At 68.4% G+C, this 19,875-nt stretch carries 20 protein-coding genes; 14 read left to right on the top strand and 6 right to left on the bottom strand.

All coding sequences use genetic code 11. From position 1 onward, the window contains the following. Positions 1–23: 23 nt before the first annotated feature. The 5 genes from ACVCMB_RS14015 to rph form a co-directional block, all read right to left on the bottom strand. Positions 24–383 (bottom strand): PilZ domain-containing protein, encoded by a 360-nt coding sequence (locus ACVCMB_RS14015; RefSeq protein WP_395121153.1) that lies wholly within the window; start codon positions 381–383, stop codon positions 24–26. Next, a complete protein-coding gene (locus tag ACVCMB_RS14020) occupies positions 380–2,713 on the bottom strand; it encodes a DUF1631 family protein (protein ID WP_395121155.1) in 2,334 nt (777 codons plus the stop codon). The genes ACVCMB_RS14015 and ACVCMB_RS14020 overlap by 4 nt, the downstream gene beginning before the upstream one ends. A gap of 73 nt (positions 2,714–2,786) precedes the next feature. Then, the gene (hemW, locus tag ACVCMB_RS14025; protein WP_447105435.1) at positions 2,787–3,953 is read right to left on the bottom strand and encodes a radical SAM family heme chaperone HemW; all 1,167 of its coding nucleotides are present in this window, start codon (positions 3,951–3,953) and stop codon (positions 2,787–2,789) included. Further along, the gene (rdgB, locus tag ACVCMB_RS14030) at positions 3,950–4,549 is read right to left on the bottom strand and encodes an RdgB/HAM1 family non-canonical purine NTP pyrophosphatase (protein WP_447097429.1); all 600 of its coding nucleotides are present in this window, start codon (positions 4,547–4,549) and stop codon (positions 3,950–3,952) included. The genes hemW and rdgB overlap by 4 nt, the downstream gene beginning before the upstream one ends. 1 nt (position 4,550) lies before the next feature. Continuing rightward, on the bottom strand, positions 4,551–5,276 hold the full coding sequence (rph, locus tag ACVCMB_RS14035) for a ribonuclease PH (RefSeq protein ID WP_447105436.1): 726 nt from the start codon (positions 5,274–5,276) through the stop codon (positions 4,551–4,553). Positions 5,277–5,352: 76 nt separating this feature from the next. On the opposite strand from rph, the gene ACVCMB_RS14040 reads away from it, so the two are divergent. The 7 genes from ACVCMB_RS14040 to ACVCMB_RS14070 all read left to right on the top strand — a co-directional run bounded on the left by ACVCMB_RS14040 (position 5,353) and on the right by ACVCMB_RS14070 (position 10,535). Next, positions 5,353–6,213: a YicC/YloC family endoribonuclease gene (locus ACVCMB_RS14040; protein ID WP_395121161.1), complete on the top strand. Its 861-nt coding sequence runs from the start codon at positions 5,353–5,355 to the stop codon at positions 6,211–6,213. Further along, the gene (gmk, locus tag ACVCMB_RS14045; protein WP_395121163.1) at positions 6,210–6,830 is read left to right on the top strand and encodes a guanylate kinase; all 621 of its coding nucleotides are present in this window, start codon (positions 6,210–6,212) and stop codon (positions 6,828–6,830) included. The genes ACVCMB_RS14040 and gmk overlap by 4 nt, the downstream gene beginning before the upstream one ends. Positions 6,831–6,996: 166 nt before the next feature. Beyond that, positions 6,997–7,833 carry an ABC transporter ATP-binding protein gene (locus tag ACVCMB_RS14050; protein WP_447105437.1) on the top strand — a complete coding sequence of 279 codons (837 nt, stop codon included), beginning with the start codon at positions 6,997–6,999 and terminating at the stop codon, positions 7,831–7,833. Further along, complete coding sequence (gene mlaE / locus ACVCMB_RS14055) at positions 7,830–8,606, top strand: lipid asymmetry maintenance ABC transporter permease subunit MlaE (RefSeq protein WP_395121167.1); 777 nt, start codon at positions 7,830–7,832, stop codon at positions 8,604–8,606. Before ACVCMB_RS14050 ends, mlaE begins: the two co-directional genes overlap by 4 nt. A 34-nt stretch (positions 8,607–8,640) precedes the next feature. Further along, complete coding sequence (gene mlaD / locus ACVCMB_RS14060) at positions 8,641–9,495, top strand: outer membrane lipid asymmetry maintenance protein MlaD (RefSeq protein ID WP_395121169.1); 855 nt, start codon at positions 8,641–8,643, stop codon at positions 9,493–9,495. 60 nt (positions 9,496–9,555) lie between these two features. Next, positions 9,556–10,239: an MlaC/ttg2D family ABC transporter substrate-binding protein gene (locus tag ACVCMB_RS14065; protein WP_395121170.1), complete on the top strand. Its 684-nt coding sequence runs from the start codon at positions 9,556–9,558 to the stop codon at positions 10,237–10,239. After that, entirely contained in the window at positions 10,236–10,535 is a 300-nt protein-coding gene (locus ACVCMB_RS14070) for an STAS domain-containing protein (protein ID WP_395121172.1), read from the top strand. Before ACVCMB_RS14065 ends, ACVCMB_RS14070 begins: the two co-directional genes overlap by 4 nt. A gap of 16 nt (positions 10,536–10,551) precedes the next feature. Here ACVCMB_RS14070 and ACVCMB_RS14075 read toward each other — a convergent pair whose 3' ends face one another. After that, positions 10,552–11,352 (bottom strand): MlaA family lipoprotein, encoded by an 801-nt coding sequence (locus ACVCMB_RS14075; RefSeq protein ID WP_395121174.1) that lies wholly within the window; start codon positions 11,350–11,352, stop codon positions 10,552–10,554. Positions 11,353–11,578: 226 nt separating this feature from the next. Here ACVCMB_RS14075 and rpoZ point away from each other — a divergent pair, with 226 nt between their 5' ends. The 7 genes from rpoZ to ACVCMB_RS14110 all read left to right on the top strand — a co-directional run bounded on the left by rpoZ (position 11,579) and on the right by ACVCMB_RS14110 (position 19,794). Beyond that, entirely contained in the window at positions 11,579–11,869 is a 291-nt protein-coding gene (rpoZ, locus tag ACVCMB_RS14080; protein WP_007509529.1) for a DNA-directed RNA polymerase subunit omega, read from the top strand. A gap of 121 nt (positions 11,870–11,990) precedes the next feature. After that, positions 11,991–14,159, top strand: coding sequence for a RelA/SpoT family protein (locus ACVCMB_RS14085; RefSeq protein WP_395121176.1), 2,169 nt, complete (start codon positions 11,991–11,993; stop codon positions 14,157–14,159). 121 nt (positions 14,160–14,280) lie between these two features. Further along, a complete protein-coding gene (locus ACVCMB_RS14090; RefSeq protein WP_395121177.1) occupies positions 14,281–14,664 on the top strand; it encodes a RidA family protein in 384 nt (127 codons plus the stop codon). Between the two features lie 81 nt (positions 14,665–14,745). Next, on the top strand, positions 14,746–16,848 hold the full coding sequence (gene recG, locus ACVCMB_RS14095; protein ID WP_447105438.1) for an ATP-dependent DNA helicase RecG: 2,103 nt from the start codon (positions 14,746–14,748) through the stop codon (positions 16,846–16,848). A 70-nt stretch (positions 16,849–16,918) separates the two neighbouring features. Continuing rightward, positions 16,919–17,854 (top strand): nucleoside hydrolase, encoded by a 936-nt coding sequence (locus ACVCMB_RS14100; RefSeq protein ID WP_395121181.1) that lies wholly within the window; start codon positions 16,919–16,921, stop codon positions 17,852–17,854. A gap of 74 nt (positions 17,855–17,928) precedes the next feature. After that, positions 17,929–18,183 carry a type B 50S ribosomal protein L31 gene (locus tag ACVCMB_RS14105; RefSeq protein WP_395121183.1) on the top strand — a complete coding sequence of 85 codons (255 nt, stop codon included), beginning with the start codon at positions 17,929–17,931 and terminating at the stop codon, positions 18,181–18,183. Positions 18,184–18,498: 315 nt separating this feature from the next. Continuing rightward, positions 18,499–19,794 (top strand): citrate synthase, encoded by a 1,296-nt coding sequence (locus ACVCMB_RS14110; RefSeq protein WP_395121185.1) that lies wholly within the window; start codon positions 18,499–18,501, stop codon positions 19,792–19,794. Positions 19,795–19,875: the final 81 nt, after the last annotated feature.

Genomic DNA, 19,875 nt, shown 5'->3' on the forward strand with positions numbered 1-19,875 from the left:
GGAGGTGATGCGGCCAGTCGCGCCTACGCCTGCGCCAGCCAGCTTTCCAGGCGCGCTGCGTCGATGTCGGTGATGGCGATGATCCGGTAGCCGGCCCAGATCTGGCCGGAGCTGGCGGCGTGCTCGTGCCATTGCTCCTGGATACCCACCTCGATCGGCTGCGACTGCACCAGCGCGCGGCCGGTGGCGGGCAGGTCGATGCGTACCTGGTACAGCGCCTCGCTGCGCGGTGCCTGCGAGGTGATCAGCAGCAGGCCGGTGCTGGACAGGTTGCCCAGGTGGCCGATCGGCTCGCCGCGGATCACGTCGGTGACGATGGCGTTGCCGGGCGCCCGCTTGCGCGGCGCACGACGCTGGTTGGCGGGGCTGTTGGGCGGATTCATCGGTGGCGGAACTCCGCGGGTTTGCCGCTGCGCCCGCTTGCGGCGGCCTGGCGCAGGCTGCCGGTGAGGCCGCGCCACGCGCGGTCGAGCAGGCTTTCCGGCTCGGCCGGCACTTCGCAGACGCGGCCGCGGGCAACTTCGTGGGCGAGCTGGGCCATGGTCATCTCCTCGCCGCGCTGGCCGCGCCGGCTGACCAGCAGGCAGCGTCCCGACATCGGCGAATACCAGGCCAGCTTGCGTCGCGCGATCTGCCCGCTGGCGGGGTCGATGAACTCGAACCAGCTGCCGAACGGCAACTTGCGCAGATGCTGCTCGATGCGCGCCTCGCGCGGATCGACCGCCGGCGGTCGGGTCGATGTCGCCGTTGTCGTTGCGGGCCGCGGCGGCGTCGGCTTGACGATCGGGCTGGCGATCGCGGCTTCGTGGCTGGCCTGCTGTTCACCCAGGCGCTGGTGCTGCTTCAGTCGCAGCGCGAGATCGGTGGCGCTGGGCAGCTCGCTGGCCGGATCGGGCGTACCGACGCCGAGCAGGCGTTGCGCCACCTGCACCGATTCCTCCGCGTGCATGCCGATCTGCTGCAGGCCGCTTTCCACTTCCTGCTGCAGCTGCCGCGGGTCGGGCACCGGCAGGCGGCCGAGCAACTGGTCGGTGATCGCCAGCTGCGCCTTGAACGCGGGGCTGTCCTCGCCATGACGCAGCAGGGTCAGCGCGAGCACGTCGGACCAGGCGCGGTCCAGCAGGGCGCGCAGCAGTCCGCGCGGCGGCGATTGCGCGAAGCGGTCCGCCATCAGTTCGCCGGCGCGATGGCGCGCCTGGTCCAGCCGTTCGCGGCCCTGCGCCGCTTCGACGTGGCGCCGTTCGGCGGCCTGCGCCTTGCGCGTCAGCAGCGCCAGATGGTGTTCGATATCCGCCAGCAGCGTGGTGTAGAGACCGGCGCTGGGCGGCTCCTGGTTGGCGCGGCTGACCAGTTGCTCCAGCTTGCTGGCCAGCGGACGGTTGCTCTCGTCGTCGCTGCCGTCGAGCCAGTCGTTGGCGGCGGCGGCGACGGTGTCGAGCAGCTTGCGCGCGGGATGGTCGCGCTGCTCGAAGAAGTCGTGGTCGGCCACCGCCACGCGCAGCACCGGCAGCTGCAGGTTGCCGAGCAGGCCGCGGGCGTTGCTGCCCTGCTGCAGTTGCTGGCCCAGTTGCTCGAACAGTTCGGCGACCAGCTCCACCGTGTCGCCCTGTTCGCTGGTGAGCTGGGTGCGCGGCGCGCCGGCAGGCTTGCCGAGGTTGAGCTGGGTCAGCAGCTCCTCGCGCAGGCGCGCGGCACTGCGCAGTTCGCGGCTGGCGTGGTCGGTGACCTTGGCCAGATGTTGTTGCAGCGCACCCAGCGCCGATTGCAGTTCTTCCTCGCTGGCGGCCGGCCCGGCGGCTTCGCCGCTGCCCGTGCCCTGGCCGGCGCGCCGCTGCGACAGCAGGTCGCGCAGCGATTCCAGCACGTGGATGGAATCTTCCGGGGCGCCGCCGGTCGCCGGCTTGGCGGCAGCTTCTGCCGGCGCGGCGGGGGTTTCGCTGGCGGCGCCGATCTCGCCCGTGCCCTGGCGCGGGCGCTTGTTGACGTGGCGCGGTGCCGGCACGCTGCGCAGCTGCGGCAGGATGCCGTCGGACTGCCAGCGCAGGTTGATGGTGCCGTAGAGCTCGCTCAGCGCAGGGAGCACGCACTGGTCGAAGTGCTGCAGCAACAACAACTGGTGCTTGAGTGGCAGCTCCAGCGCGGCGCTGGCCTGGTGGAATGCCTTGGCCAGCGCATGCGGGCCAAGTGGCAGCGATGCGCCTTCCAGCGGCGGCGCGCCGATCAGCACCGCCAGGCGATGGCCCAGTTCGTACAGCGCGCGACCATGGCGTGCGTCGCCGCGGGCGCCGAGCTGGTCCAGCGCCATCGTCATCTCCTGCACGCCGGGGTCGAGCAGTTCCAGCGTCTGCCACGGACTGGCGGTGGCCGCGGTTTCCGCATCGGCGGGCCGGTGCGCATGGCGGTCAAGCTCATTGAGCGCCTTGCCCAGTTCTTCCATGAACGCCTGCACCAGCGCGTTCTGCCCCTGCAGCACGCGTTGGCGGCTGGCGAAGCACTCGTGCTGCTCGTCGGATCGGTGCGCGTGGTCGGCCAGCGCGAAGAGCTGCTTCTCGAATTCGCCGATGCAGCGGCGCACGGGTTCGTGGAGACCTTCCACGCACAGGGTGTAGGCGGTCTCGATCAATTGCTGGGCACGCGCCGGCCACCGCCCCTGGTTGAACTGGGCCGTGCCGCGCGATGCCGACATGCGTCGCCGGTCTTGTCCGACGTCCATGCAAAACCTGTGATTTCCCCGGGTTGACCAAGTCTATGCTGCTTGCCGGGGCTATGCCATCGCCGCGAGCGCGTCAGTCGAGGAAGCTTGCGATCACGTCGTTCAGGAAGCGCTGGCCCAGCGCGGTGGTCTGCAGGCGTTGCGCGTCGCCATGCAGCCAGCCGCGGTCGCGGGCGGCGGCCAGCGCCGCGGCGATCGTCTCCGGCGCCAGCCCCGTGCGCGCGGGGAAATCGGCCATCGGCACGCCGTCGATCAGGCGCAGCGCGTTGAGCATGTACTCGAACGGCAGCTCGGCGGGGGCGACCACGTGGTCGCCCCCGATCCGGCCCGCGCCGCCGGGTTCGCCCATGTAGGCGCGCGGGCCGCGCGTTTTCCAGCGCCGGTGGATCTGGTTGCTGCCGGCGTCGCTGAGCTTGCCGTGGGCCCCGGCGCCGATGCCGAGGTAGTCGCCGAACCGCCAGTAGTTGAGATTGTGTGCACAGCGCCGGCCGGGCTGCGCGTAGGCGGAGATTTCGTACTGGCCGTAGCCGGCTTCGGCCAGGCGCGTCTCGCAGGCTTCCTGCATTGCCCAGGCGTGGTCGTCGTCGGGCAGCGGTGGCGGGTTGGCGGCGAACACCGTATTCGGCTCCAGCGTGAGCTGGTAGTGCGAGATATGCGTGGGCCCGAGCGCGATGGCGCGCTCGACGTCGGCCAGTGCGCCGTCCAGTTCCTGCTTCGGCAGCGCGTACATCAGGTCGAGGTTGATGTTGGCGTAGCCGGCGTCCTGCGCGGATTTCACCGCGGCTTCGGCTTCGCCGGCCGAGTGGATGCGGCCGAGCCGCTTCAGCTTGTCGTCGTCGAAGCTCTGCACGCCGAACGAGATGCGGTTCACGCCGGCGGCGAGATAGCCGTCGAAACGGCCATGCTCGACCGTGCCGGGATTGGTTTCCAGGGTGACCTCGGCGTCGTCGGCCAGCGGCAGGCGCTCGCGCACGCCGTCGAGCAGGCGCGCGATCAGCTCCGGCGCGAACAGGCTGGGCGTGCCGCCACCGAAGAACACGCTGATGACCGCGCGGCCCTCCAGCGCCGCGGCGAAGTCGGCGCGGTCGGCGTCGAGATCGGCCAGCAGGTGGTCGATGTAATCGGCGTACGGCGGCGGCTCGCTGCGCAGGCCGTGCGAGTTGAAGTCGCAGTACGGGCACTTCTTCACGCACCACGGCATGTGCACGTACAGCGACAGCGGCGGCGCGACGAGGCTCATGGGCGAAGTTCGCGCAGGCGGTCGTGCAGTTTCGCCAGCGCCTGGCCGCGGTGGCTGAGGCGGTTCTTCAGCGCCGGCTCGAGTTCGGCGGCGCCGAGGGTCTGCCCGTGTGGCAGGAACAGCGGGTCGTAGCCGAAACCTTGCGTGCCGCGCGGGGCGTCGAGCACGCGACCGTGCCAGCGGCCTTCTGCGATCAGCGGCGCGGGGTCGTCGGCGTGCTGCAGCAGCGCCAGGACGCAGATGAAGAACGCGCCGCGTCGTTCCGTCGGCACGCCGTCCAGTTCGCGCAGCAGCTTCGCGTTGTTGGCGGCGTTGTCGCCGTGGTTGCCGGCATAGCGCGCCGAGTACAGGCCGGGCGCGCCGCGCAAATGGTCCACGCACAGACCGGAGTCGTCGGCCAGCGCGGGCAAGCCGCTGGCGCGGGCGGCGTGGCGTGCCTTGAGCACGGCGTTCTCCACGAAGGTGAGGCCGGTTTCCTCGATGTCGTCCACGCCGAGGCTGGCCTGCGGCACCACCTCGAAGCCGGCGTTGGCGAGCAGGGCATGGAACTCGGCGAGCTTGCCGCGGTTGCTGCTGGCGAGGACGATGCGCCGCATGTCAGAGTGCGAGCGCCGCGCGCTGCGCGGCGACCAGTTCGCCGATGCCTTTTTTGGCCAGCGCCAGCATCTGGTCCATCTCGTCGCGGCGGAAGGCGTGGCCTTCGGCGGTGCCCTGCACTTCGATGAAGCCGCCGCCGTCGTTCATCACCACGTTCATGTCGGTGTCGCAGTCCGAATCCTCGGCGTAGTCGAGGTCGAGCACCGGCACGCCCTGGTAGATGCCGACCGAGACCGCGGCGACCGCGCCCACGATCGGGTTGCGCTTGAGGTTCTCGCGCTTCATCAGCAGGTTCACCGCATCGACCAGGGCCACATAGGCCCCGGTGATCGCCGCCGTGCGGGTGCCGCCGTCGGCCTGCAGCACGTCGCAGTCCAGCGTGATCACCCGCTCGCCCAGCGCCTGGCGGTTGACGCAGGCGCGCAGGCTGCGGCCGATCAGCCGCTGGATTTCCATGGTGCGGCCGCCCTGGCCGCCGCGGGCGGCCTCGCGCTGGGTGCGGGTGTTGGTGGCGCGCGGCAACATGCCGTATTCGGCGGTGATCCAGCCCTCGCCTTTGCCGCGCAGCCAGGCCGGCGCGCGATCCTCGATGCTGGCGGTGCACAGCACGCGGGTGTCGCCGAAGCTGACCAGCACCGAGCCTTCGGCGTGGCGGGTGTAATGACGTTCGAGGCTGACGGTGCGCAGCTGGTCGCTGGCGCGGCCACTGGGGCGGCTGGGATTCATGAAGGGTGGCCGGATTGGGCAAGGGGGACCGGAGAGTTTACCATTGCGTCCTTTCCCCGATGTCCGGAAGGCGCCGATGATCCGCAGCATGACGGCCTACGCCAGTGCCGAAACCACCGGCCCCGCGGGCACGCTCAGCTGCGAGCTGCGCACGGTCAACCATCGCTACCTGGAGCTGAGCCCGCGCTTGCCGGACGACCTGCGCGCGTTCGAATCGCAGTTGCGCGAGCGGGTGGCGGCGAAGCTGTCGCGCGGCAAGCTGGACCTCACCGTGCGTCGCGCGGGCGAGGGGCGCGGCGAGGCGTTGCAGGTGAACGGCGCACTGCTCGCGCGGCTGTCCGAGCTGAACCTGGACATGGCCGCGCTGTTCCCCGGCCTGCAGGTGCAGTTCACCGAGCTGCTGCGCTTTCCGGGCGTGATGCAGCAGGCCGAGGTCGATCCCGAAGCGCAGCAAACCGCGCTGTTCGACGTGCTCGACCGCGCGCTGGATGCGCTGGCGGCCACCCGCGAACGCGAGGGCGAGAAGCTGGGCGCGATCCTGCACGAGCGGCTCGACGCGATCGAGCGCGTGGTCGCCGAGGTGCGCGGCTGGATGCCGGAGATCCGCACCGCGCTGCGCACCCGGCTGGAAACCCGGCTGGCCGACCTCAAGCAGCCGGTCGAGCCGGGCCGGCTGGAACAGGAGCTGGTGCTGCAGATCACCCGCAGCGACGTGGACGAGGAGCTGGACCGGCTCGCCACCCACATCGCCGAGACGCGCCGCGTGCTGGGCCTGGCCGAACCGGTCGGCCGCCGGCTGGATTTCCTGATGCAGGAGTTCAACCGTGAGGCCAACACGCTCGGCTCCAAGTCGGTCGACGCGCGCAGCACCAACGCGGCGGTCGAGCTCAAGGTGCTGATCGAGCAGATGCGCGAACAAGTGCAGAACATCGAATGACTGAAGCAGGCACCCTGTTCGTGGTCGCCGCGCCATCGGGCGCCGGCAAGTCCACCCTGGTCAACGCGCTGCTGGAGCGCGAGCCGGGGATCGCGTTGTCGATCTCGCACACCACGCGGCCGCCGCGGCCGGGCGAGACGTACGGGCGGCATTACTACTTCGTCGAGCGCGCCGCGTTCGAGCGGCAGATCGCCGAAGGCATCTTCCTGGAGCATGCCGAGGTGCACGGCAACCTCTACGGCACCTCGCGCACCATCGTGCAAGAGCTGCTGGCGCAGGGTCGCGACGTGCTGCTGGAGATCGACTGGCAGGGAGCCCAGCAGATTCGCGCGAGCAAGCCCGATTGCGTCAGCGTGTTCATCCTGCCGCCGTCGCGGGCAGAACTTGAACGGCGCCTGCGCGGCCGTGGTTCGGACAGCGCCGAGGTGATCGAGCGCCGGCTGCACAATTCGCGCGGGGAGATCGCGCATGCCCACGAGTTCGATTTCATCCTGGTCAACGATGCCCTGGACCAGGCGTTGGCCGACCTGCAGGCGATCGTGCGCACCGTGCGCCTGCGCAGCACCTTGCAATGGCGGCGGCACGAGGCCTTGATCGCCGAACTGCTGGCCCCGTAGGTGCCCGCTCGCGGGCGATGCTTTTGCTATTGCGAATCCGGAATCCGAATCCCGAACCTCGACAAAGGCATCGCCCGCGAGCGGGCTCCTGCGCGGGCAGGGCGGGTTTGCGTGGCGTTGCCGGCGTGGTTCCATTACCTTGTTCTTTTCCGTGGTCGCCGCCTTCATGACTCCATCCGTCCGCCCGCCATCCGATGACGCCACCCTGGTGCGCATCCGCGGCTTGACCACGGTGCTCAACGGCAAGACCATCTTCGATACGCTGGATCTTGACATCCCGCGCGGCAAGATCACCTCGATCATGGGCCCCAGCGGCACCGGCAAGACCACCCTGCTCAAGCACATCACCGGGCAGATGCGCGCCGATGCCGGCAGTGTCCACGTCGATGGCCACAATGTCGCCGAGCTGTCGCGCGAGGAGCTGTACAAGCTGCGCGAGGGCGTGGGCTACCTGTTCCAGAACTCCGCACTGCTGACCGATTTCGACGTGTTCGAGAACGTGGCGTTCCCGCTGCGCCAGCACACGAAACTGCCGGAGGTGCTGATCCGCAACCTGGTGCTGATGAAGCTGCAGGCGGTGGGTTTGCGCGGCGCGGCGCGGCTGATGCCGAACGAGCTGTCCGGCGGCATGGCGCGGCGAGTGGCGCTGGCGCGGGCGATCGTGTTCGACCCGCAGCTGATCCTGTACGACGAGCCGTTCGTGGGGCTGGACCCGGTGGCGCTGAACCAGGTGCTGAAGCTGATCCAGACGCTGAACCAGACCCTCGGCATCACCAGCGTGCTGGTCTCGCACGAACTGCCCGCGGTGCAGCGCATCGCCCACCACGTGGCCCTGCTGTCCAACGGCAAGGTGGTGGCACAGGGCAACCCGGCGACGATCGCCGACGACGGCTCGCCGTGGACGCGGCAGTTCTTCGGCGGCGAGGCGGACGGCCCGATCCCGTTCCGCTACCCGGCCGGTGACTACGCCGCCGCGCTGGGCTTTGCCGAGGCAACGAAATGAACGCGCACGCCCCGCAACCCCGCAACGTGTTGACCCAGTCGCTGGCGCAGATCGGCGGCTGCGGCCTGTTTCTGCTGACCCTGCTGGCGGCGATCCCGCGCAGCTTCCGCTACCTGCGCGAAACCGTCCGTCAGCTGTGGTTTGTCGGCGCCATGAGCCTGACCATCATCATGGTCTGCGGCCTGTTCGTCGGCATGGTGCTGATGCTGCAGCTGTACCACGTGCTGTCGATCTTCGGCGGCACCTCGGCCAGCGGCATGGTGGTGGCGCTGTCGGTGTACCGCGAGCTGGGGCCGGTGGTCACCGCGCTGCTGTTCGCCGGGCGCGCCGGCACCGCGATCACCGCCGAGATCGGCCTGATGCGCGCCACCGACCAGATTTCCGCGATGGAAATGATGGCGGTCGACCCGATCGCCTACGTCGCCACGCCGCGCTTCCTGGCCGGGCTGATCGCGATGCCGCTGCTGTGCTGCGTGTTCTGCGCCATGGCCATCTTCGGCGGCCACCTGGTCGGCGTGACCTGGCTCGGCATCGACAACGGCACGTTCTGGTCGAACATGACCGCCCAGGTTGACGTGCACACCGACATCGTCAACGGCGTGCTGCTGAAGAGCCTGGCGTTCGGCGCGGTGGTCTCGCTGATCGCGGTGTTCCAGGGTTTCACCACGCCGCCGACCAGCGAGGGCGTGGCCTACGCCACCACCCGCACCGTGGTCGCCTCGTCGATCGCCATCCTGGCGCTCGACTTCGTCCTTACCGCCTTCCTGATGTGACTGCCATGACCTGTCGTTTTCCGAGGATCCTGCCGTGAGCCAACCGAGAAGTTCCTACGCCGTCGGCACCGGCCTGTTCATCGTGCTGGGCTTCGCCGCGCTGGCCTACCTGGCGACGCAGACCAGCTCGGTGGCCAACAACGTGCGCCAGGGCGACAGCTACGACGTCACCGCGCAGTTCACCAACATCGGCCAGCTGAAGGAGCGCGCGCCGGTGAAGATCGCCGGCGTGCGCGTGGGCCAGGTGCAGGCGATCACGCTGGCGCCGGGGCGCGACGCGGCCGAGGTGAAGCTGTCCATCGACAAGCGCTACGACCACATCCCGCAGGATTCGGTGGCGACGATCTTCACCAGCGGCCTGCTCGGCGACCAGTACGTGGGCATCGACTACGGCAGCGCGAAACAGATGGTGGCCGCCGGCGGCACGCTGGCGCGGACCAAGTCGTCGCAGCCGCTGGAGGAGATGCTGGGCAAGTTCTTCGGCGCCGGCGGCGTGGTCGACAACATCGGCGGCAGCTACACGGTCAAGGCCGATTTCACCAACGTGGGCACCTTGTCGGCGGGCGCGCCGGTGAAGATGGCCGGCGTGGTGATCGGCAGCGTGCAATCGGTGCGCGCCGACCCGACCAAGCTCAACGCCGAGGTCATCCTGGCGATCGACAAGCGCTACGACCAGATTCCCGACGATTCGGCCGCCGCGGTGTTCACCAGCGGTTTGATCGGCAGCCAGTATGTTGCGATCCAGCCGGGCGGCTCGCCCGACGTGCTCAAGAACGGCGACGAGATGATCCTGACCCAGTCCGCGATGCAGCTGGAGGATCTGATCGGCAAGTTCCTGGTCAACGGTTCGCCCGGCGACAAGAAGGACGCCGGCAGCGGCAAGCAGTAGAACCCCATCGAATCCCCGTCGGCGGCGCCTGCCGCCGGCCATGCCCCAAGGAGTAACCCCATGCTGCGCAGACTGGCCCTTGCCACCGCCCTTGCGTTCGCCACTGTTGTGGTCGGTGCCCCGGCGTTCGCCCAGGATGCGGCCACGGCCGCCGCGCCGGCGGCCGTCCAGCAGACCCCGGTGCAGATCGTGCAGGGCATCGCCGACCAGCTGGCCACCGCGATCGAGGGTCACCGCGACGAGCTCAAGCGCGACAAGGAAAAACTGATCGCCATCATCGACGACGTGTTCCTGCCGCACTTCGACATCGACTACGCCTCGATCCTGGTGCTCGGCCGGCATGCGCGCGAGGCCACCCCGGCACAGCGCGACCGCTTCGCCAAGGCGTTCTACAACTCGATCACCCATCGCTACGCCGAGGGTCTGCTCAACTACACCCGCGGCAAGGTCAAGGTGCTGCCGTTCAACGGCGACCTCAACGACAAGCGCACCGTGGTGCGCACCCAGGTGGTGCTGGACGACGGCAAGCTGGTGTCGATCGACTACGCGTTCCGCAAGAGCCGCAGCGGCGACTGGAAGGCGTACGACGTGATCATCGAAGGCATCTCCTACGTCACCAATTACCGCAACCAGGTGGACGCGGAGATCCGCAAGGTCGGCATCGAGCAGCTGATCACCAACCTGGAAACCCAGGGCGAGAAGGCACTCGACACGCTCGACAAGGACAGCAAGGACAGCCAGTGAACGCGCCCACGGGTTTCCGCCTGGACATCGTGGCGCCGACTGTCCTGGCGGTGAACGGCGTGCTTGATTTCGGCACCGCCGCGGCTGCGCTCGCAGCCATGCGTGCGGCGCTGGATGGCGAGGTGGCGCAACTGGACCTGGCGGGCGTCAGTCATTGCGACAGCGCCGGCCTGGCCTGCGTGCTGGCTGCCGCCGCGGAAGCGAACCGGCGAGGTCGTCCGTTGCGGGTGGTCGGGATGCCGGCCAGCATGCAGGCGCTGGCCCAGGTCTGCGAGGTCGATACGCTGCTGGCGTGAGTCGTGCCCGCAGGACTCAGTGCTGGTCGTCCTGCTTGGGGTGACCCTTTTCCCAATCGTGCTGCTGTTCCAGCAGCTCGTCCGGGTCGAAGCCGGGCGTATCCAGTCCCTGCATCCGTTCGATCAGCGCCGCCGGCGGGTTGCCGTCGTAAAGCTTGTACAGGCGCTGTTGCCGGTAGGCGTCGCGGATGAACACGTACGGGTCGTAGGCCGATTGCAGGAAACTCTCCGCGTCGATCGCGCGCGAGCGCAGCGTGATCAGATACATCGCCTGCGGCGCGTACTGCAGGCCGTTGTAGTGGTGGTTGGCGGCGTACAGGCTCAGCGGGTCGAAGAAATAGCTGTCCACCGGCATCCGCCACATGTCGCGTGCGGTGCTGGGGCCGAACAGCGGCAGCATCAGGAAATCGCCTTCCGGCGCACCCCAGCGTGCCAGCGTGATGCCGAAGTCGTTGTCCTCGATCGGCAGTCCCAGTTGGCTGGCCGGGTCGAAGAAACCGCCGATGCCCAGGGTGAGGTTGACCAGGAAACGGGCAGTGCTCTGCAGGGCCTGCTTGGGCCGCGCCTGCAGCAGGTCGTTGGCGACCGTGACCGGGGTGCGGATATTGGTGAAAAAGTCGCTGAACGAACGCCGCACCGGCGGGTTGGTGACCTTGCGGTAGACCAGCGCCACCGGCCGTATGGCCACTTTGTCCACTGCAGTATTGAACTGGTACGCCTCGCGGTTGTACTTCTCCAGCGGGTCGTCGGTGCGCGGCTTGGCAATGGCGCAGCCCGCCAGCAAGGCGATCGCGAGCACCGCCAACCAGCGGCTCATGGAATGGGGGCGAGGCAATGAGGGCATCGTGCGGTGGGGATTCGCGTCGGGGACAGTATAAGTGTACTGTCTGGTTTTATATCTTGCACGGCTTTCGGGCCGCTTTCGTGAATGCAGCCGTATTCGCGGCCAGCCCACCATGATACGCGTCGCCCGCATTGCCAGCAAAGCACCTGCTGGCTACACTGGTCGACCGTATAAGTCACTATTCTCCGAAGGATTTCACATGGCACGCATTACCGTGGAGGACTGCCTCGAGGTGGTCGACAACCGATTCGAGCTGGTCCTGATGGCCACCAAGCGCGCACGACAGCTCGAGAAGGGTGCCGAACCGGCGGTCAACCCCGACCACGACAAGCCCACGGTGCTGGCGCTGCGCGAGATCGCGGCCCGTCGCATCGACCAGGCCACGATCGACCAGATCGACAAGGCCGAGCGCGAGCGCGCCGAGCGCGAAGCGCTGGAGTGGGCCGCCGCGGAAGTCGACGACGACCTTTCCAAGGGCGGCGACGACTGATGGGCGATGACTGCCGGCGCTGCCGCGATCATGCCTTGCAGGGCATGAGCAAGCGCGCGCGCCCGACAGTCTCCGGACACCTCGCTTCCGGGGTGGGCGCCTGAGCCGGCGCCAGGCACCGATGCCCGCGACCGCTCCACCGGCTCCGGTCGATCCGGCCGCCTGGCCACCCTACGTGCTGGCGCTGAAAGAGCGCATCGCTTATCTGCCCCCCGCACAAGTCACCCTGGTGTTGCGTGCGTACGCCGTCGGCGCACAGGCGCATGCGGGGCAGGAGCGCAAGAGCGGGGAGCCGTACATTACCCACCCGGTGGCAGTGGCCAGCATCCTGGCCGAGCTGGGGCTGGATGCCGAAACAATCATCGCGGCCATCCTGCATGACACGCTGGAAGACACCGAACTGAGCCGCGAAGCGCTGGCCGGCGAGTTTGGCGAGGTGGTGGCCGAGCTGGTGGACGGCGTCACCAAGCTGGACAAGATGCGCTTCGGCACGCGCCAGGAAGCCGATGCGGAAAGCTTCCGCAAGATGCTGCTGGCGATGGCGCGCGACATCCGCGTGATCCTCATCAAGCTGGCCGATCGCCTGCACAACATGCGCACGCTGGGCGCCAAGGACCAGGGTTCGCGCCGCCGCATCGCGCGCGAGACGCTGGAGATCTTCGCGCCGATCGCGCAGCGCCTGGGCATGAACAAGTTCAAGGCCGAGCTGCAGGATCTAGGTTTCCGCGCGCTGTATCCGGACCGCTACCGGGTCATCAGCGAGCGCATCCGCGCCGCGCTGGGCAATCGCCGCGAGGTGATGAGCAAGATCGAGACCGCGCTCACCACGCAGTTGGCGTCCGAGCATCTGAGCGCCCACGTGGTCGGCCGGATCAAGTCGCCGTGGAGCATCTACTCGAAGATGCGCAACGAGCACAAGACGTTCGCGCAGCTGATGGACGTGTACGGTTTCCGCGTGGTGGTCGACAGCGCCACCAGCTGCTACGTGGCGCTTGGTGCGGTGCACGCGCTGTACAAGCCGGTGGACCGGCGCTTCAAGGATTTCATCGCGATCCCCAAGGCGAACGGCTACCAGTCGCTGCACACGGTGCTGCTCGGGCCGTTCGGCGCGCCGATCGAGGTGCAGATCCGCACCGCCGAAATGGATTCCGTGGCCGAACGCGGCGTGGCGGCGCACTGGGCCTACAAGACCGATTCGGGCCCGGCCAACAGTGCCCAGGTGCGCGCGCGCGAATGGCTGGCGTCGATGGTGGACAGTTCGGCGAACACGGTGTCCTCCTCGGAGTTCATCGAGAACGTCAAGATCGACCTGTTCCCCGACGAGGTCTATTTGTTTACCCCCCGCGGCGACATCCTCTCGCTGCCGCGCCATGCCACTGCGCTGGATTTCGCCTACGCGGTGCACACCGACGTGGGCGACCACGCGGTGGCCGCGCGCGTGGACAAGAAACTCACCCCGCTGCGCAGCCGGCTCGAATCGGGCCAGCTGGTGGAAATCATCACCGCGCCCTCGGCCGTGCCCAACCCCGCGTGGCTGGAGGTGGTGGTCACCGGCAAGGCGCGCACCGCGATCCGCCAGTACCTGAAACATCTGCAGCACGAGGACGCGGTCGATTTCGGCCACCGGATGCTGGATCGCGCGCTGGATGCGCTCGGCAGCAGCCTCGACGCGATCGCGCCGACGACGCTCGACCGCTTCCTGAAGACCTCCAAGTTCAAGCGGTTGGAGGAGCTGCTCTCCGACATCGCGCTGGGCAACCGCATGCCTGACGTGGTCGCGCGCCAGTTGCTGGGCTCGCGCTGGAAGAAGGCCGCCGGCTCCAAGGCAGGCGTGGCGCTGGCGCAGGAGAAGATCCGCATCAGCGGCGGCGAGCGCGGCGTGCTCAGCTTCGCCAACTGCTGCCACCCACTGCCCGGCGACGACATCGTCGGCTACCTGTCCTCCGGCAAGGGCATCGTGGTGCATCGCGTGGAGTGCCCGAACGTGGTCGAGTTGCGCCGCTCGCCGGAACGGCTGGTGGCGATCGAGTGGGATCGCGACGTCAAGGGCGACTACCGCGCGCAGTTGCACATCGAGGTGATCAACCGCCCGGGCGTGCTCGCCACCGTGGCGGCGGCGATTGCGGCGGCCGATTCCAACATCGAGAACGTCGAGTACGTCGAGCGCGATGCCTCGGCGGCCACGCTGCTGTTCTCGATGGAAGTGAAGAGCCGCAAGCACCTGGCCGACGTGATCCGCCGCGTGCGCCGCACCGGCGTGGTCAGCGCGGTGCGGCGGTATCCGCTGTAACCCGGGAATCGGTGATCGGGAACGGTTCGGGCGTTCCGGGGTGTTTGCTTTCCTCCGGTGCGGCGATAGTCTTCCCGAATCCCGAATCCCGAATCCCGAATCCCGAATCCCGAGACCGCCCATGTCCCGCAGCATCATTTCCACTGGCCAGGCACCGGCCGCCATCGGTCCGTATTCGCAGGCCGTGCGTGCCGGCAACACCGTCTATTTTTCCGGCCAGATCCCGCTGGACCCGACCACCGGCAGCCTGGTCGACGGCGACATCGGCGTGCAGACGCGACGGGTGTTCGACAATCTCGCCGCGGTGGCGCAGGCTGCCGGCGGCTCGCTGGCGCAGATCGTGCGCGTGGGCATCTATGTCACCGACCTCGCCAACTTCGCCGCCGTCAACGCGGTGATGGCCGAATACTTCCAGCAGCCGTATCCGGCGCGCTCGACCATCGAGGTTTCCGCGTTGCCGAAGGCGGCGCAGGTAGAGGTCGATGCGATCATGGTGCTGGACTGATCCACGTCGCGGCTGTCGCCGACAGCCCGCAGCGGCGGCATCCTTACGACTGACGGGGATGCTCGGTTAGGCTTGGGTTTCATGGCCACGCGCAACGCCCGTCCCGTTTCTCCCGCCATTGCCGACCCCGGCATCGCGCCGCTCGCCACGTTGCCCGGCGTGGGCCCGTCGCTGGGCAAGCTCGGCCTGACGCGGGTGCAGGATCTGTGGTTCCACCTGCCGTTGCGCTACGAGGACAAGACGCGCATCACCGCGATCGCGGACTTGCGCGCCGGGGAACGCGCGCAGGTCGAGGGCGTGGTCGAGGCCGTCGAGCGCGGATTCCGCCATCGCCCGCAACTCAAGGTGGCGATCGGCGACGCCAGCGCGCAGACCCTGCTGCTGCGCTTCTTCCATTTCAATCGTGCGCAGGCCGAACAACTGGTGCCGGGCACGCGGCTGCTCTGCTACGGCGAGGTGCGCCACGCCGCGCAGGGGCTGGAGATGGTGCACCCGAGCTACCAGCGCCTGGGTGGCAGCGAAGCCTCGGTGGTCGACGAGCAGCTCAGTCCGGTGTATCCCACTACCGAGGGCCTGGGCCAGAAGCGCCTGGTCGCGGTGATCGGCAAGGCACTGGCCCTGCTGCCGCCGGCCGGGCAACTGGAGCTGATTCCGCCGGCGCTGTGCCGCACGCACGGCCTGACCTCGCTGCGCGATGCGCTGCTCTACGTGCACCGGCCACCGCCGGACGCGCACCTGGGCCAGTTGCTGCTCGGTCGCCACCCGGCCCAGCAGCGGCTCGCCTTCGAGGAGTTGCTGACCCAGCACCTTAGCCTCAAGCGCCTGCGCGCCGTGGTGCGGCAACGCCGTGCGCCGGTGCTGGGCGCACCGCGGCAGCTGCATCGGCAATTGCTGCGCGCATTGCCGTTCCGCCTCACCGCGGCGCAGCAGCGCGTGAGCGAGGAGGTCGCGCGCGACCTGGCGCAGGCCCAGCCGATGCTGCGCCTGGTGCAGGGCGACGTCGGCAGCGGCAAGACCGTGGTGGCCGCGCTGGCCGCGCTGGCCGCGGTGCACGCGGGCTACCAGACCGCCCTGATGGCACCGACCGAATTGCTGGCCGAGCAGCATCTGCGCAACTTCCGGCAGTGGTTGCAGCCGCTGGGCATCGAGGTGGAATGGCTGGCCGGCAAGGTCACCGGCAAGACACGCCGGCAGGCGCTGGCCCGCGTGGCCGACGGCGCGGCGGTCGTGATCGGCACGCACGCCTTGATGCAGGAGGGCGTGGCATTTGCGCGGCTGGGCCTGGTGATCGTCGACGAGCAGCACCGCTTCGGCGTGCAGCAGCGGCTGGCATTGCACGAGAAGGGCCGCCAGGACCGACTGGTGCCGCATCAACTGGTGCTCACCGCCACGCCGATTCCGCGCACGCTGGCGATGAGCGCGTATGCCGATCTCGACGTCTCGTCGATCGACGAATTGCCGCCCGGACGCACGCCGGTGCAGACCATCGCGGTATCCAATGCGCGCCGCGCCGAAGTGATCGAGCGCATCCATGCCGCCTGCGCCGAGGGGCGGCAGGTGTACTGGGTGTGCACCCTGATCGAGGAATCCGAGCAGCTGCGCGCGCAGGCGGCCGAAGTCGCCCACGCCGAGTTGTGCGCGGCGCTGGAGGGCTTTGCCGTGGGTCTGATCCACGGCCGCATGAAGGCAAAGGACAAGCAGGCGGTGATGGACGCGTTCAAGGCCGGCGAGCTGGCCGTGCTGGTGGCCACCACGGTGATCGAGGTCGGCGTCGACGTGCCCAATGCCAGCCTGATGGTGATCGAGAACAGCGAGCGGCTTGGCCTGGCACAGCTGCACCAGTTGCGTGGTCGCGTCGGCCGCGGCGCGGTGGCCTCCAACTGCGTGCTGCTGTATCAACCGCCGCTGGGCCAGCTCGCGCGCGAGCGCCTGCAGGTCATGCGCGAAACCAGCGACGGCTTCCGCATCGCCGAGAAGGATCTGGAACTGCGTGGCCCCGGTGAAGTGCTCGGCACCCGCCAGACCGGCCAGCTCGCCTTCCGCATCGCCGACCTGTCGCGCGACGCGCACCTGCTGCCCGCGGTGCAGGCGGTGGGCGAACGCATGCTGGCCGAGTTCCCCGACCAGACCAGCCGGTTGATCGAGCGCTGGATCGGCGGCGCCGCGCGGTTCGCAGATGCGTGAGCGGTCATCGGCAGTCGCCCCCCGCCGTTTCATCCCATAAACTGGACGGCTGGACAGGAACCCGATGCACATGACCAAGCCGCAACTCCTGATCGACACCGATCCCGGCGTCGACGACGCCCTCGCCATCCTGATGGCCGCCGCGCATGCCGACATCGCCGGCCTCGGCATTGCCGCCGGCAACGTCGGCCTGGAGCACACCCTGCGCAACGCACGCACGCTGGTCGACCTGCTTGGCCTGGCCACGCCGGTGTTCGCCGGTTGCGCCATGCCGCTGGTGCGTGCGCCGGAGGAAGATGCCGCGTTCGTGCATGGGCGTGACGGTTTCGGCGACGTCGGCTTCGCCGAACCCGCCGCCGCGGTCGCGGCCGAGTCCGCTGCGCTGGCGCTGCTGCGCCTGACCCTCGAGCGTCCCGGCGAGCTGACCCTGGTGGCACTGGCGCCACTGACCAACCTGGCGCTGGCGTTGCGGCTCGACCCCGGCCTGCCGCAGCGGGTGAAGCGGCTGGTGGTGATGGGCGGCGCGGTGACCGGCCACGGCAATACCGGCAAGGTGCCGGCCGAGTTCAACATCGGTTTCGACCCCGAGGCTGCGCACGTCGTGTTCGAGGCGTTCCCGTCGTTCGACCTGGTGGACTGGGAGGCAACCCTGCGCCACGCCTTCGACGACGCGGAGTTCGACCGCTGGCTCGCTGCCGGTGACCGGCGCGCGGCGTTCTTCGGCAAGATCGCGGCGACCGCGCGGGGCTACAACGCCAAACACGACCGCCACGGGCTGGTGGCGGCCGATGCGCTGGCGATGGCGGTCGCGCTCGACCCGACCATCGTCACCCGCAGCGAACGCCGCGCGGTCGCGGTAGAGCTGGACGGCCGCCTGACCCGCGGCGCCACCGTGGTCGACTGGAAAGGGCGCCTGGGCCGGCCGGCGCAGGCCAACATCGTGCTGGAGGTCGACCACACCCGCTTTGCCGCGATGGTGCAGCGCGCGCTGGGGGTGCCCGGCTGAACCCCCGTGCTTGCGCGTTCCCGGCGTTGCCCGCTACAATGCCGCTCTTTTCACCGCCGCATTCAGAGTCTGTCATGAAAGCCGATACCCATCCGAACTACGCCCCGGTGGTGTTCCAGGATCTGTCGTCCGATTTCTCGTTCCTCACCCGGTCGACCATGTCCAGCAAGGAAACCGTCAAGTGGGAAGACGGCAATGAGTACCCGCTGATCAAGGTGGATATCTCCAGCCATTCGCACCCGTTCTACACGGGCAAGCAGAAGACCCTGGACGTGGGTGGCCGCGTGGACAAGTTCCGCCGCCGCTACGCCGGTTCGGTCAAGGAATAAACCCTTTTACCTCCGCTCCCTCCGGGTTGCGGGCGGTTCGAGACACGGGGCAGGCGCAGGCTTGCCCCGTGTCTTTTTCGTGCCCGGCGTACGACCATTCGCCATCGAATGCGCGACCGCCGTTGTGCGATAATGGGCAGTGGCCCGATGCCTGCAGCAGAGTGGCGCAAGTCTTCGCGGAGCTTGTTCCAGCCGGTTTCCGGCATCGGTTGCGTCGCGTGCTTTCCCCGGCTGCCGACACCCACCCTTTCCCTTGCCGTGCGATGACGTCCCCACCGTCGTCGCCGGCGACGAACCACATGCGAGGAGGTTTCCGTGTCCGACCCCAAGACCGTCAAGCTGGTCGATGAATCGAGCCACAAGAGCAGCGAACTGCCGCTGGTTTCCGGCACGCTCGGTGCCGCGTGTATCGACATCGGCACGCTGTACAAGGACACCGGCCATTTCACCTATGACCCGGGCTTCGGCAGCACTGCCAGCACCAAGAGTGCCATCACCTACATCGACGGCGACAAGGGCGTGCTGCTGTATCGCGGTTACCCGATCGAGCAGCTGGCCGAGAAGTCCAGCTTCCTCGAAGTGGCCTATCTGTTGCTCAACGGCGAGTTGCCCAATGCTGCCGAGTTCGACACGTTCGAACATGACATCACGCATCACACGATGATGCACGAGGCGCAGAAGAACTTCTTCCAGGGCTTCCACCACGACGCGCACCCGATGGCGATGCTCGCCGCGGCAGTGGCGTCGCTGTCGGCGTTCTACCACGACAAGCTGGACGTGGAAGACCCGGCCGACCGCAAGATGGCGGCGATCCGCCTGATCGCCAAGATGCCGACCATCGCGGCAGCCTGCTACCGCTACACGATCGGCTGGCCGGTGCGCTACCCGCGCAACAACCTCGAGTACGTCACCCGCTTCCTGCACATGATGTTCGAGGTGCCGAGCGAGCCGCTGCAGATGAACCCGGTGGCGGCCAAGGCGCTGGACCTGCTGTTCATCCTGCATGCCGACCACGAGCAGAACGCGTCCACCTCCACCGTGCGCCTGGTCGGTTCCACCGGCGCCAACCCGTATGCCTCGATCGCCGCCGGCATCACCGCGCTGTGGGGCCCCGCCCATGGCGGCGCCAACGAGGCGGTGCTCAAGCAGCTGGAGGAGATCGGCAAGCCGGACAACGTCGAGTCGGCGATCCTGCGCGCCAAGGACAAGAACGACAGCTTCCGCCTGATGGGCTTCGGCCACCGCGTCTACAAGAACTTCGACCCGCGCGCCAAGATCATTCGCGAGATGTGCCACAAGGTGCTGGACGAGCTGGGCGTCAACGATCCGATGCTGGACGTGGCGATGAAGCTGGAAGAGGCGGCGCTGAAGGACGACTACTTCGTCGAGCGCAAGCTGTATCCGAACGTCGATTTCTACTCCGGCATCATCTACAAGGCGCTGGGCATCCCCACCGAGATGTTCACCGTGATGTTCGCCATCGCGCGCACCGCCGGCTGGATCGCGCACTGGATCGAGCAGCACGAAACCCCCGGATCGCGCATCGGCCGTCCGCGCCAGGTCTACACTGGCGCCGACGTGCGTGATTACGTGCCGGCCGGCAAGCGCTGATTCACCGCTTGGGCTGATCCTCGGTTTCGCGCAGAACGCCCCGGCCCGGCCGGGGCGTTCTGCATCTGGCGCTCGGCGCGG

Source organism: Rhodanobacter sp. UC4443_H10, assembly GCF_052978325.1.

Bases quoted from the DNA above. Each gene is read 5' to 3' on its own strand.
- ACVCMB_RS14015 (WP_395121153.1), bottom strand. From the start codon at position 383: ATGAATCCGCCCAACAGCCCCGCCAACCAGCGTCGTGCGCCGCGCAAG.
- ACVCMB_RS14020 (WP_395121155.1), bottom strand. From the start codon at position 2,713: ATGGACGTCGGACAAGACCGGCGACGCATGTCGGCATCGCGCGGCACG.
- hemW (WP_447105435.1), bottom strand. From the start codon at position 3,953: ATGAGCCTCGTCGCGCCGCCGCTGTCGCTGTACGTGCACATGCCGTGG.
- rdgB (WP_447097429.1), bottom strand. From the start codon at position 4,549: ATGCGGCGCATCGTCCTCGCCAGCAGCAACCGCGGCAAGCTCGCCGAG.
- rph (WP_447105436.1), bottom strand. From the start codon at position 5,276: ATGAATCCCAGCCGCCCCAGTGGCCGCGCCAGCGACCAGCTGCGCACC.
- ACVCMB_RS14040 (WP_395121161.1), top strand. From the start codon at position 5,353: ATGATCCGCAGCATGACGGCCTACGCCAGTGCCGAAACCACCGGCCCC.
- gmk (WP_395121163.1), top strand. From the start codon at position 6,210: ATGACTGAAGCAGGCACCCTGTTCGTGGTCGCCGCGCCATCGGGCGCC.
- ACVCMB_RS14050 (WP_447105437.1), top strand. From the start codon at position 6,997: ATGACTCCATCCGTCCGCCCGCCATCCGATGACGCCACCCTGGTGCGC.
- mlaE (WP_395121167.1), top strand. From the start codon at position 7,830: ATGAACGCGCACGCCCCGCAACCCCGCAACGTGTTGACCCAGTCGCTG.
- ACVCMB_RS14065 (WP_395121170.1), top strand. From the start codon at position 9,556: ATGCTGCGCAGACTGGCCCTTGCCACCGCCCTTGCGTTCGCCACTGTT.
- ACVCMB_RS14075 (WP_395121174.1), bottom strand. From the start codon at position 11,352: ATGAGCCGCTGGTTGGCGGTGCTCGCGATCGCCTTGCTGGCGGGCTGC.
- rpoZ (WP_007509529.1), top strand. From the start codon at position 11,579: ATGGCACGCATTACCGTGGAGGACTGCCTCGAGGTGGTCGACAACCGA.
- ACVCMB_RS14085 (WP_395121176.1), top strand. From the start codon at position 11,991: ATGCCCGCGACCGCTCCACCGGCTCCGGTCGATCCGGCCGCCTGGCCA.
- ACVCMB_RS14090 (WP_395121177.1), top strand. From the start codon at position 14,281: ATGTCCCGCAGCATCATTTCCACTGGCCAGGCACCGGCCGCCATCGGT.
- recG (WP_447105438.1), top strand. From the start codon at position 14,746: ATGGCCACGCGCAACGCCCGTCCCGTTTCTCCCGCCATTGCCGACCCC.
- ACVCMB_RS14100 (WP_395121181.1), top strand. From the start codon at position 16,919: ATGACCAAGCCGCAACTCCTGATCGACACCGATCCCGGCGTCGACGAC.
- ACVCMB_RS14105 (WP_395121183.1), top strand. From the start codon at position 17,929: ATGAAAGCCGATACCCATCCGAACTACGCCCCGGTGGTGTTCCAGGAT.